The 12,017-nt window shown below is 67.0% G+C and carries 8 protein-coding genes and 3 tRNA genes; 4 read left to right on the top strand and 7 right to left on the bottom strand.

Annotation, left to right across the window (positions count from 1 at the left end):
* The first annotated feature begins 121 nt into the window (after positions 1-121).
* Positions 122-1,546, top strand: coding sequence for a diguanylate cyclase (locus tag Taqua_RS05140; RefSeq protein ID WP_144325346.1), 1,425 nt, complete (start codon positions 122-124; stop codon positions 1,544-1,546).
* Positions 1,543-3,615 carry a glutamine--tRNA ligase gene (locus Taqua_RS05135; protein ID WP_144325344.1) on the top strand — a complete coding sequence of 691 codons (2,073 nt, stop codon included), beginning with the start codon at positions 1,543-1,545 and terminating at the stop codon, positions 3,613-3,615. The genes Taqua_RS05140 and Taqua_RS05135 overlap by 4 nt, the downstream gene beginning before the upstream one ends.
* Positions 3,616-3,624: 9 nt before the next feature.
* On the opposite strand, the gene xerD is transcribed toward Taqua_RS05135, so the two are convergent.
* On the bottom strand, positions 3,625-4,536 hold the full coding sequence (gene xerD, locus Taqua_RS05130) for a site-specific tyrosine recombinase XerD (RefSeq protein ID WP_144325342.1): 912 nt from the start codon (positions 4,534-4,536) through the stop codon (positions 3,625-3,627).
* Between xerD and gloB the strand changes: the two genes are divergently transcribed.
* Together gloB and Taqua_RS05120 are read left to right on the top strand one after the other, a co-directional pair.
* A complete protein-coding gene (gloB, locus tag Taqua_RS05125; RefSeq protein ID WP_246094629.1) occupies positions 4,537-5,337 on the top strand; it encodes a hydroxyacylglutathione hydrolase in 801 nt (266 codons plus the stop codon). It abuts the gene before it with no gap.
* A 72-nt stretch (positions 5,338-5,409) separates the two neighbouring features.
* Positions 5,410-7,041 carry a transglycosylase SLT domain-containing protein gene (locus Taqua_RS05120; RefSeq protein ID WP_144325340.1) on the top strand — a complete coding sequence of 544 codons (1,632 nt, stop codon included), beginning with the start codon at positions 5,410-5,412 and terminating at the stop codon, positions 7,039-7,041.
* A 110-nt stretch (positions 7,042-7,151) separates the two neighbouring features.
* On the opposite strand, the gene Taqua_RS05115 is transcribed toward Taqua_RS05120, so the two are convergent.
* From Taqua_RS05115 to clpP, 6 genes are all read right to left on the bottom strand, one after another.
* A tRNA-Gly gene (locus tag Taqua_RS05115) sits at positions 7,152-7,227 on the bottom strand.
* 38 nt (positions 7,228-7,265) lie between these two features.
* Positions 7,266-7,339 (bottom strand) — tRNA-Cys (locus Taqua_RS05110).
* A 73-nt stretch (positions 7,340-7,412) separates the two neighbouring features.
* Positions 7,413-7,488: transfer RNA gene (locus Taqua_RS05105), tRNA-Gly, on the bottom strand.
* 96 nt (positions 7,489-7,584) lie between these two features.
* Positions 7,585-10,008: an endopeptidase La gene (gene lon / locus Taqua_RS05100; RefSeq protein WP_144325338.1), complete on the bottom strand. Its 2,424-nt coding sequence runs from the start codon at positions 10,006-10,008 to the stop codon at positions 7,585-7,587.
* A gap of 101 nt (positions 10,009-10,109) precedes the next feature.
* Entirely contained in the window at positions 10,110-11,375 is a 1,266-nt protein-coding gene (gene clpX / locus Taqua_RS05095) for an ATP-dependent Clp protease ATP-binding subunit ClpX (protein ID WP_144325336.1), read from the bottom strand.
* A gap of 32 nt (positions 11,376-11,407) precedes the next feature.
* Positions 11,408-12,016, bottom strand: a complete 609-nt coding sequence (clpP, locus tag Taqua_RS05090; RefSeq protein WP_132961810.1) for an ATP-dependent Clp endopeptidase proteolytic subunit ClpP — start codon at positions 12,014-12,016, stop codon at positions 11,408-11,410.
* Position 12,017: the final 1 nt, after the last annotated feature.

Here is a 12,017-nt window from a genome sequence, read left to right as displayed (position 1 = left end):
GTGTCGAACGTAACCGGTGGTAACACACCCGCCTACGTTTCGCGGCCACATCGTTGGCAACCCTAGCACCTCCAGCCACCCCGTGGTAGACTGAGCAAACAATAACCAATAATTACTAAAAATGATAGTATCGCAACATTCCCGCGCCGACTTCGACCCGGTGGTCGAATGGCAGTCCATTTTGACCAAGACCCCGCCGGCGATCGCGCAGCGCATCAGCGCGCTGGCGCACGACCTGGGCGACGAACTGGCCGAGGCGTTCTACACGGAAATGCTGACCCACCCGCAGGCCAAGCTGTTTTTGGACGCGGACATCGTGCACCAGCGCCTGCACGCCTCGATGCGTCGCTGGCTGGCCGAACTGTTCGAACCCCATCCGCCCGAGGCGCTGTCGGCCATTGTCGCGCAGCAGCGCCACGTCGGCGAGGTGCACGCCCGCATCCAGTTACCGATGCACCTCGTCGCCCGTGGGGCGCGCTTTCTCAAAGGTCGGCTGTTGAGCCGCCTGCTGCACCGGCCGGACGTCGCAGCCCTGGACGCGCAGCAGACCGAGGCGGCGCTGCTGTACGTGAACGACCTGTTCGACCTCGCGCTGGAATTGATGGCCGAGTCGTACGTGCGAGACACCCAGCGCGTCGCCCGCACCGAGGAAGCCTTCCGCCTGCACGCGTTGAGCCAAAACCTGCAGGTAGAGCGCGAGCGGCAGCGTTTTTTGCTCGCCGCCTGGGGCCAGGAGGTGTTGTTCGCGCTGCATCGCGGCGGTCAGCCGTTGGTGCTGCCAACGCTGCGCGGCTCTGAATTCGGCTTGTGGTTCCTGCACAAAGGCGACAACCTGTTCGAAGGCGCCCCTGAAGTCGAGCCGGTGCACGCCAGCCTGGACCGCATCGACAACGCGTTGCTGCCGCAATTGCAAGTCCAGGATCCACAACGCCAGCCGGTGTTGATCACCGAGCTGCAAGCCGCGCTGGGCAACCTGCAGTACCTCGTGCAAGTGCTGTTCGAGCGCCACATCGAACTGGAAAGCGGCCGCGACGCGCTCACGCGGCTGCTGAACCGCCGGTTTCTCGGCCCCATCCTGGGGCGCGAAGTGCACTTGGCCCAACAACGCCGCATCCCGTTTGCGCTACTGCTGCTCGATCTGGACCACTTCAAGCTCGTCAACGACCAGCACAGCCACGACGCCGGTGACACCGTGCTGCAACAGACCGCGCTGCTGCTGCTCAACCACGTGCGCGCCAGCGACTTTGTCTTTCGCTACGGTGGCGAAGAATTCCTCGTCGTGCTGGTGGATGTCACTCCGGAGCAAGCGCTGCGCCACGCCGACAAGCTGTGCCAGCGCATCGCCGAACACACCTATGAACTGCCCGGGGGCGTGGCCCTCAACCTCACCGCCAGCATCGGCGTGGCCCCCTACTGCGGGCACCCGGACTACCAGTACCTGATTCATCAGGCCGACACCGCGCTGTACCAAGCCAAGCGCAGCGGGCGTAACCGGGTCGTTGTTGCCGGCGACGCTGCGGTTGGCCCCCCTACAATCGCGGCATGAGCGAGCACGCCCCGCACACCCACGAACACCATCCCGCCTCCAGCAGCAACTTCTTGCGCCAGATCATCGAGCGCGACCTGGCTGCTGGGCGCCACCAAGGCCGCCGCTGGGGTGGCAGCCCCGGCGACGCCGACCACCACGCCCGCGGCCTGCCCGACCCGGCGCGCATTCGCACCCGCTTTCCCCCGGAGCCCAACGGCTACCTGCACATCGGGCACGCCAAAAGCATCTGGATCAACTTCAGCCTGGCGCAGGAGTACGGTGGTGTGTGCCACCTGCGCTACGACGACACCAACCCCGAAAAGGAAGAGCAGGCCTACGTCGACGCCATCGCCGACGCCGTGCAGTGGCTGGGCTGGAGCTGGCACGCCCATGGCACCGAGCACCGCTACTTCGCCAGCGATTATTTCGAGACGATGGCGCGTGCGGCCGAGTACCTGATCGAAACCGGCCACGCCTACGTCGACGAACAAACGCCGGAGCAGATGCGGGCCAACCGCGGCACGCTGACCGAGCCGGGGGTGGACAGCCCGTGGCGTGACCGGCCCGTGCAGGACAACCTGCGCCGCTGGCGCGAAATGCTGGCTGGCCAGCACCCCGACGGCGCGATGGTGCTGCGCGCCAAGATCGACATGGCCAGCCCCAACATCAACCTGCGCGACCCGACGATCTACCGCATCAAGCACGCCGCCCACCACAACACTGGCGAGCGCTGGTGCGTGTACCCGATGTACACCTTCGCGCACCCCATCGAGGACGCGCTGGAGCAAATCACGCACAGCATCTGCACGCTGGAGTTCGAAGACCAGCGCCCGTTTTACGACTGGTTGCTGGAGCGCCTGGTGCCGCTGCTGCGTGCGCCGCACTTTGCCCGCGCCCGCCAACGCATTGAGGGCTTGCGCGCCCAAGGTGTCGAAGCCGCCAAGGAATTCGCGCTGCGCTGCCACAACGCCGCGGCCAAGCTCGGCCGCAACACCGAGGCCGAGCGGCGCATGGCCGCCATGTTCGCGCGCTGGGAGCACGACCGCGACGCCGTGCTGCGCGACCTCGACGGCTTTTTCGAGCTGCTGCTGGCCGAGCTGCACCACTTCACCCCGTTGCTGGCGCAGGCGCTTGCCGCCTACGAGCCCGAGCCGTTCGACCTGCCGCACCAGTACGAATTCGCGCGCCTGAACCTCACCTACGTCGTCACCAGCAAACGCAAGCTCAAGGCCTTGGTGGACGAGGGCATCGTCGCCGGCTGGGATGACCCGCGCCTGCCCACCATCGCCGGCCTGCGCCGACGCGGCTACACGCCGGAAGCGATCCGGCTCTTTTGTGAGCGTACCGGCGTCAGCAAGGCCGGCGGCTGGATCGACTACGGCAACCTGGAAGTGGCGCTGCGTGACGACCTGGAAGGCAAGGCCCCGCGCGCCATGGTGGTGCTGGATCCGGTCGAACTCGAACTCACCAACTGGGCCGAGGTGTTTGGCAGCGCCACGCACCGCGAGGCTTGTCGCGCCCCGCTGCACCCGCACCACCCGGGCTGGGGCGAGCGATCGTTCACGCTGGGCCCACGGCTGTGGATCGAGCGCGAGGACTTCGCTGAACAGCCGCCCAAGGGCTATTTCAGGCTGTTCCCCGGCAACAAGGTTCGCCTCAAGTACGGCTACGTTGTCGAGTGCACCGGCTGCGAAAAGGACGCCCAGGGGCAAGTGACCAAGGTGCTGGCGCGCGTGATCCCCGACACCAAAAGCGGCACTCCCGGCGCCGACGCCATCAAGGTCAAAGGCACCATCACCTGGGTCGGTGCCCACGAGGCGGTGGCGGTGCAGGTGCGCCTGTACGACCGCCTGTTCACCGACCCGCAGCCCGACGCTGGTGGCAAAGACTTCCGGGCCGTGCTGAACCCGGCCAGCCTGCGTACCGTGCGCGGGTACGTCGAGCCGACACTGATCAACCTCCCCGCCGAATCGCGCTGGCAATTCGAGCGCCACGGCTACTTCTGCGCCGACCGGCTCGACCACCGGCCCGAGCAGCCGGTGTTCAACCGCATCGCCACCCTCAAAGACAGCTGGGGCGGGCGCTGATCGCATGCCTCATCCCCCACCCCCGCGCGGGTGGTGGCGGGCGTGCAACTGGCGCAGCCGTTCGCGTGCCACGTGGGTGTAGATGGTGGTGGTGGCAATGTCGGCGTGGCCCAGCAGCAGCTGCACCGCGCGCAGGTCGGCCCCGTGATTGAGCAGGTGGGTGGCAAACGCGTGGCGCAGCGTGTGCGGCGACAGCGGCGCCTGGATGCCGGCCGCGCGCGCGTGGCGTTTGACCACGTACCAAAACATCTCGCGCGTCATCGCCGCACCGTGGCGCTGCGTCACGAACAGGTCGTCACTGACGCGCCCGGCCAGCAGGGCGGGCCGGGCCTCGCCCAGGTAGCGGCGCAGCCAGTCGGCTGCCACGTCGCCAAACGGCACCAACCGCTCCTTGGCGCCTTTGCCGGTGACACGCAGCACCTGGTCGGCCAGGCTGACCTCGTGCAACCGCAGCGCGGTCAGCTCGCTGACCCGCAGGCCGCTGGCGTACATCAGCTCCAGCATCGCGCGGTCGCGCAGCCCCAACGGCGTGCCCACGTCGGGGGCCGCCAGCAGGGCCTCCACCTGCGCCTCGGTCAGGGTCTTGGGCACCCGCAGCGGCGTGCGTGCCGCCAGCAGCGGCAGCGTGGGGTCGCGCTCGATCAGCCCCTCGCGCAGCGCCCAACGGTAAAAGCGCTTGAATGCGCTCAACCGCCGGTTGCTGCTGGTGGCGCGGCTGCCCGGCAGGCGCACGGCCATGTAGGCCTGCAGATCGGCCGCCTCCGCCGCCAACAGGCGCCGCCCGCGCGTGGCGAGCCAGGCCGCCAGCCCCTTGAGGTCGCTGCGGTACGCGGCCAGCGTGCGCGCGGCCAGCCCATCTTCCAGCCACAACGCGTCGGCCCAACGGTCCACCAGCGCGTCGTCCGCGGGTATCATCGCCATATGACGATGGTAGCGCCCCCGCTGAGCGTCGAGCCCGTGCCGTCGCTGAGCGACAACTACATCTGGCTGCTGCACGATGGGCGCCAGGCCTGGGTCGTGGACCCGGGCGAGGCCGAGCCGGTGCAGCGCGCGCTGCACGCGCGTAACTTGTCGCTGCAAGGCATCCTGATCACCCACCACCACGGCGACCACATCGGCGGCGTGGTGGCGCTGCAGGCCGCCACCGCCTGCCGCGTCGTGCGCCCGGCGCGCGAACCGCTGCCGTGGGACGGCGGCGAACCGGTGGACGACGGTGCCGTGCTGACCGTGTTGGGCCGGCGCTGGCGCGTGCTGGCCGTACCCGGGCACACGCTCGGTCACGTCGCCTACGTCAGTGAGCCAGCCGCCGCTGGCGAACCCGCCTGGCTGCTGTGCGGCGATACCCTGTTCAGCGGCGGCTGCGGCCGGCTGTTCGAGGGCACGCCGGCGCAAATGCTCGCCTCGCTGGACCGGCTGGCGGCCCTGCCTGATGACACACAGGTGTGTTGTGCGCACGAATATACGCTGGCTAACCTGCGCTTTGCCCTGACCGTGGAGCCGGACAATGCCGCGCTGCAAGCGCACCGCACGTTGTGCGAAGCGCAGCGTGCCCAAGGTCAGCCGACGCTGCCCAGCACCATCGGGCTGGAACGTGCCATCAACCCGTTTTTGCGCACGAGGGAACCCGGGGTGCGTGCGGCCCTCCAACCCCACCTGGCCGGCGCCACCGATGACGTCGGTGTGTTTGCCGCGCTGCGCCGCCTCAAAGATGGCTTTCGCTAAAAGCGAAGCTTTCGTTAAAAGCGAAGCTTTCTTTAAAAGCCCCGGCGGCGCTGCCCCTGCATTGCCTATCGAATGCCAAAACCTTCACAATCCCCTTGGGCTGTGCGCTGTGGCGCGCTGATTGCCGCGCTGGTGCTGGCGGGCTGCGCCCACCGGCCCGGCTCGCACGCCCCCGCGGCGAGCGTATCGGCGGTGGGGGCCGCGGCCCCACCCGCCGAGACGGCACCCGCCACCACCACGGCAACGCTCCCCCCCACAGCTGCGGCAGCCATCGTCGAGCGCGTGGCGCCCCCCGCCGCCGCGCCGCTGCCGGAGCCGCCGACGGTTGCGCCGGTGCAAGCGCCGCGCGATCTGTGGGAGCGTATCGAACGCGGCTTTGCCATGCCCGATTTGGACGACGAGCGTGTGGCGCAATGGGAACGCTGGTACGCCAGCCGCCCGGACTACCTGCAACGCATGGTGGACCGCGGCAGCAAATACCTGTTCCACGTCGTCGAAGAACTGGAGCGGCGCCAGCTGCCGGCCGAACTGGCGCTGCTGCCGTTCATTGAAAGCGCGTTCAACCCGCAGGCGGTCTCGCGCGCCAAGGCCGCCGGTATGTGGCAGTTCATGCCAGCCACCGGCAAACATTTCGACCTCAAGCAAAACGCCTTCCGCGACGACCGCCGCGACGTGCTGGCCTCCACCCGCGCGGCGCTGGACTACCTGGAGCGGTTGCACCGTATGTTTGGCGACTGGCACCTGGCCCTGGCGGCTTACAACTGGGGCGAAGGCAACGTGCAGCGCGCCATTCGACGCAACGCCGCCGCGGGGCTGCCCACCGGGTACACCGACCTGCGCATGCCCGACGAAACCCGCCACTACGTGCCCAAGCTGCAGGCGGTCAAAAACCTGGTGCGTGCGCCCCAACGCTACGGCGTGACGCTGCCGCCGGTGGGCAACCACCCGTTTTTCGACACCGTGCGCATCGAACGCGACCTGGACGTGGCGCTGATCGCGCGCTTGGCCGGGGTGTCAGAGGCGGACTTTCGCACCCTGAATCCGGCGCACGACAAGCCCGTCATCATGGCCGCAGGCACGCCGGAAATCCTGCTGCCCTGGGACAACGCCGTGCAGTTTGCCGAACGGTTGCGGCAGCACCGCGGCCCCACCGCCAGCTGGACCGCCTGGCGCGTGCCGCGCGACATGACGGTGGGCCAGGCCGCCCGTGAACTGGGCTGGTCCGCAGCCGAGCTGCGCGCGGCCAACCGCATCCCGCCGCGCATGAAACTGAAAGCAGGCTCCACGCTGCTGGTGCCGCGCGAAGGGCGGCTGGACCGTGACGTGCCCGAACACCTGGCCGACCACGGCCAGGTGCTGCTGGCCCCCGAACAGCCGCCGGTGCGCACGGTGCGCGTGCGGGCCCGCAAGGGCGACACGCTGGCCAAGCTGGCCAAGCGTCACGGTGTGAAGGTGGCGGACCTGGCGGCGTGGAATGGCCTCAAACCCAACAGCCCGCTGCGGGCGGGCCAAAAGCTGGTCGTGCAGGTGCAGGACAAGGCACGCAGCCCCGCCACGCGATTGGCCACCGGTGCGGCCAAAAAACCGAAGCGTCCCCCAACACGGGCCGCAGCCGCGCGCCCTGCAGCCGGAGTCAAGAAGGTGCAAGCCAGCAAGCCGCAACGGCTGGCCACCACGCAGGCGCAGGCGGCCCGCGCACGCTGAGCGCACGCGCCAACGTGCGCCACCAGCGCCGGTAGGCCGGCGCACCTACCGCACGGGGCGCCCCAAAAAGAAACCCCGTGCGTCGCTTGCGCGGCACGGGGCTGGATGTTTGGAGCGGGAAACGAGTCTCGAACTCGCGACCTCAACCTTGGCAAGGTTGCGCTCTACCAACTGAGCTATTCCCGCCTGGTGCGTGCATGCCAACGGTTTGCACACGCGCATGTTGGAGGCGCGGGCCGGAGTCGAACCGACCTACTCGGATTTGCAATCCGGTGCATAACCGCTTTGCTACCGCGCCTTGTCTGGTTCAACCCGACAACCGCCGGAGGGTGGTTGCTGAACATGCAAATCCAGCAACCACCACGTCAATTTGGAGCGGGAAACGAGTCTCGAACTCGCGACCTCAACCTTGGCAAGGTTGCGCTCTACCAACTGAGCTATTCCCGCGTTGCCGCTGCCGGTGGTTTGCACAACCAGCAGCGCCGACAGACCTGCATTATAGCCGAAAAATCACGCCACCGCGGCGTCAGCGCTGCTCGCGGCTCAGTGCGTCACCGCCGGCGCCGGGCCTTCGGCCGCTGGCGCCGCCGCCGCCACCGGCTCCTCATCCGGCAACGGCACCGGCTGGCGCTCCAGCGCCAGCTCCAGCACCTTGTCGATCCAGCGCACCGGCACGATCTCCAGCCCCTGCTTGACGTTGTCGGGGATCTCCGCCAAGTCCTTGACGTTTTCTTCCGGGATGATGACGGTGCGCACGCCACCACGCAGCGCGGCCAGCAGCTTTTCCTTCAGGCCGCCGATGGCGGTGACTTCACCGCGCAGCGTGATCTCGCCGGTCATCGCCACGTCCGCACGCACCGGGATGCCGGTCAGCGCCGACACGATGGCCGTCGTCATCGCGATGCCAGCGCTGGGGCCGTCCTTCGGTGTGGCGCCGTCGGGCACGTGGATGTGGATGTCCTTTTTCTCGAACAGCTCGTCAGGGATGCCCAGCCGCCGGGCACGGCTGCGCACCACGGTGCGCGCGGCCTCAACCGACTCCTTCATCACATCGCCCAGCGAGCCGGTGCGGATGACGTTGCCCTTGCCCGGCATGATGGCGGCTTCGATGGTCAGCAGATCGCCGCCGACTTCGGTCCACGCCAGCCCCACCACCTGACCGACTTGGTTTTGTTGTTCGGCGCGGCCGTAGGTGTACTTGCGCACGCCCAAAAAGTCCGCCAGGTTGTCCGGCGTCACCACCACGGGCTTGTTCATCTTGCCCAGCAGCAGGCCCTTGACCACCTTGCGGCAGATGCGCGAAATCTCGCGCTCCAGCGCGCGCACGCCGGCTTCGCGGGTGTAGTAGCGCACGATGTCGCGCACGGCAGCCTCGGTCACCTCCAGCTCGTCGTCCTTGACGCCGTTGTTGGCGCGCTGCTTGGGCAGCAGGTAGCGCAAGGCGATGGCCACCTTCTCGTCCTCGGTGTAGCCCGACAGGCGGATGACCTCCATACGGTCCAGCAGCGCCGGCGGGATGTTGAGCGAGTTGGACGTCGCCACGAACATCACATCCGACAGATCAAAGTCCAGCTCGACGTAGTGGTCCTGGAAGGTGTGGTTTTGTTCAGGGTCCAGCACCTCCAGCAACGCCGAGGCCGGGTCACCGCGGAAGTCCATGCCGAGCTTGTCGATCTCGTCCAGCAGGAACAAGGGGTTGCGTACGCCCACCTTGGTGAGGTTTTGCAGCACCTTGCCCGGCAGCGCGCCGATGTAGGTGCGCCGGTGACCGCGAATTTCGGCCTCGTCACGCATGCCGCCCAGCGCCATGCGCACGTACTTGCGCCCGGTGGCCTTGGCGATGGACTGCCCCAGCGACGTTTTGCCCACCCCCGGCGGCCCCACCAGGCACAGGATCGGCGCCTTGACCTTGTCGACGCGCTGCTGCACGGCCAGATATTCCAGGATGCGCTCTTTGACCTTGTCCAGCCCGTAGTGGTCAGCGTTGAGCACTTCCTCGGCGTAGGCCAGGTCGTGGCGCACCTTGGTCTTTTTGCTCCAGGGCAGGTTGACCAGCACGTCGATGTAGTTGCGCACCACGGTGGCCTCGGCCGACATGGGCGACATCAGCTTGAGCTTTTTGAGCTCGGCCTCGGCCTTTTGGCGCGCCTCCTTGGGCATGCGTGCGGCCTTGATTTTCTTTTCCAGCTCCTCGATTTCGGCGCTGGCGTCCCCCTCGCCCAGCTCTTTTTGGATCGCCTTGACCTGCTCGTTGAGGTAGAACTCGCGCTGGTTTTTTTCCATCTGGCGCTTGACGCGCCCACGGATGCGCCGGTCGACGTTGAGGATTTCGACCTCCGCCTCCAACTGCGCAAACAGGTGCTCCAGCCGCTGCACCAAACGCTCCAGGTCCAGGATGCTTTGTTTGACTTCGAGCTTGAGCGGCAGGTGCGCGGCGATCGTGTCGGCCAGGCGACCGGGGTCGTCGATGCTGGCGATCGAGGTCAGGATCTCGGCTGGAATCTTTTTGTTGAGCTTGACGTACTGCTCGAACTGCTGCATGACGGCGCGGCGCAGCGCCTCCAGCTCCTTCGGGTCGGCTTCGGCGCGCTCGGCTTCGGCATCGACCGGCAACAGGTGCGCTGAAAAGTGCCCCTCGGCATCGTCGTCGACGCGCAGCACCTTGGCGCGTTGCACGCCTTCGACCAGCACCTTGACCGTGCCGTCGGGCAGCTTGAGCATTTGCAGGATGCTGGCCACGCACCCCACCTCGAAGAGGTCGGCGGGGGTGGGTTCGTCCTTGGCGGCGGTTTTTTGCGCCACCAGCATGATGCGCCGCTCGTGCGCCATGGCCGCCTCGAGCGCTTTGATGCTCTTGGGCCGCCCGACGAACAGCGGGATGACCATGTGCGGAAACACCACCACGTCGCGCAACGGCAACAGCGGCAGTGTCACGGGTTCGGCAGGCAGCGGGGGCAGTCCAGACATCGTGGGATTCCTTTCGTACACAGGCGCAGATGGGGGCGCCGGGGCTGGACTTCAAGCAAGCCGCCACCGCGCCACCGAAACCGGCGCCAGCGCGGCGGCGCTCAGGCCTGCTTGGCTTCTTCGTGGTACAGCAGCAGCGGCGGTCGGCCCTCGGTGATCGTGGCTTCTTCGACCACCACGCGGCGCACGTTGTTCAGGTTGGGCAGCTCGAACATCGTGTCCATCAGCGCCTGCTCCAGGATCGAACGCAGGCCGCGCGCGCCGGTTTTGCGCTGCAGCGCCTTGCGCGCGATGGCCCGCAGCGCCGCCGGGCGCACTTCCAGCTCGACGCCTTCCATCGCAAACAGTTGCGCAAACTGCTTGACGATGGCGTTTTTGGGCTCGGTCAGGATGCGCACCAGCGCCTCTTCGTCCAGCTCCGCCAGCACTGTGACCACCGGCAAGCGACCCACCAGCTCCGGGATCAGGCCGTAGCGCACCAGGTCGTCGGGCTCCACCTGCGCAAACAGCTCGGTCAGCGCGCGCTCGCGCTTGCTGCGCACCGCCGCGCCAAAGCCGATGCCGCTGGCTTCGGTGCGCGCTTCGATGATTTTTTCCAGCCCCGCGAACGCGCCGCCGCAAATGAACAGGATGTTGGTGGTGTCCACCGCGATCATGTCCTGGTTGGGGTGCTTGCGCCCGCCTTGCGGCGGCACCGACGCCACCGTGCCCTCGATCAGCTTCAGCAGCGCCTGCTGCACACCCTCACCCGACACGTCACGGGTGATCGAGGGGTTTTCCGATTTGCGCGTGATTTTGTCGATCTCGTCGATGTAGACGATGCCGCGCTGGGCCTTGTCCACGTCGTAGTCGCACGCCTGCAGCAGCTTGGCGATGATATTTTCGACGTCTTCGCCGACGTAGCCCGCTTCGGTCAACGTGGTGGCGTCGGCCATCACAAACGGCACGTCCAGCTTGCGCGCCAGGGTCGAGGCCAACAACGTCTTGCCCGAGCCCGTGGGACCGATCAGCAGGATGTTGCTCTTGGCCAACTCGACCCCGCTTTGGGCCGCCTGGTCGTTGTGGCGCAGCCGCTTGTAGTGGTTGTACACCGCCACGGCCAACACCTTTTTGGCGTTTTCCTGGCCGATCACGTACTGGTCCAGGTGCTCCTTAAGCTGTGCCGGTGTCGGCAGCGCCGACGCGGCCGCGCCCAGCGAGGTGGCGGCGTCGCGGACCTCGTCGCGGATGATATCGTTGCACAGGTCGATGCACTCATCGCAGATGAACACGGACGGTCCGGCGATGAGTTTTTTGACCTCGTGCTGGCTCTTGCCGCAAAACGAGCAGTACAGGGTCTTGTCGCGCGGGCTTTTCTTGTCGGCCATGGGGATACTCTAGCAGGCTGCAGACGCGGCCATCAGGACCGCTTGTCGATCACCTTGTCCACCAGGCCGTACTCGGCGGCCTCGGCGGCGGACATGAAGAAGTCGCGGTCGGTGTCGCGCTCGATTTTTTCCAACGGCTGGCCAGTGCGCTCGCTCAGGATGCGGTTGAGGTCGGCGCGCAGGCGCAGGATTTCGCGCGCGTGGATTTCGATGTCGGTGGCCTGCCCCTGCGCGCCGCCCAGCGGCTGGTGGATCATGACGCGCGCGTTGGGCAGCGCAAAGCGCTTGCCCTTGGCACCCGCCGCCAGCAAAAACGCGCCCATGCTGGCGGCCATGCCGATGCACAGCGTCGACACGTCCGGTTTGATGAAGTTCATCGTATCGAAAATGGCCATGCCGGCGCTGACCGAGCCACCCGGCGAGTTGATGTACAACGAAATATCCTTGTCGGGGTTTTCGCTTTCCAAAAACAACAGTTGCGCCACCACCAGGTTGGCCGATTGGTCGTTGACCGGCCCCACCAAAAACACCACCCGCTCTTTCAGCAGGCGCGAATAGATGTCGTAGGCCCGCTCACCGCGGCCCGACTGTTCGATGACCATGGGGATCAGGCCCAGGGCCTGTGCGTCCAGCGCGCTCATG

It is taken from the genome of Tepidimonas aquatica (assembly GCF_007556585.1).
Taxonomy (GTDB): Bacteria; Pseudomonadota; Gammaproteobacteria; order Burkholderiales; family Burkholderiaceae_C; genus Tepidimonas; species Tepidimonas aquatica.
This window is presented reverse-complemented; position numbering and strand designations above follow the sequence as displayed.

Coding starts and splice junctions, on each gene's coding strand:
- Taqua_RS05135 (WP_144325344.1), top strand. CDS start 1,543: ATGAGCGAGCACGCCCCGCACACCCACGAACACCATCCCGCCTCCAGC.
- lon (WP_144325338.1), bottom strand. CDS start 10,008: ATGTCTGGACTGCCCCCGCTGCCTGCCGAACCCGTGACACTGCCGCTG.
- Taqua_RS05140 (WP_144325346.1), top strand. CDS start 122: ATGATAGTATCGCAACATTCCCGCGCCGACTTCGACCCGGTGGTCGAA.
- xerD (WP_144325342.1), bottom strand. CDS start 4,536: ATGGCGATGATACCCGCGGACGACGCGCTGGTGGACCGTTGGGCCGAC.
- Taqua_RS05120 (WP_144325340.1), top strand. CDS start 5,410: ATGCCAAAACCTTCACAATCCCCTTGGGCTGTGCGCTGTGGCGCGCTG.
- gloB (WP_246094629.1), top strand. CDS start 4,537: ATGACGATGGTAGCGCCCCCGCTGAGCGTCGAGCCCGTGCCGTCGCTG.
- clpP (WP_132961810.1), bottom strand. CDS start 12,016: ATGAGCGCGCTGGACGCACAGGCCCTGGGCCTGATCCCCATGGTCATC.
- clpX (WP_144325336.1), bottom strand. CDS start 11,375: ATGGCCGACAAGAAAAGCCCGCGCGACAAGACCCTGTACTGCTCGTTT.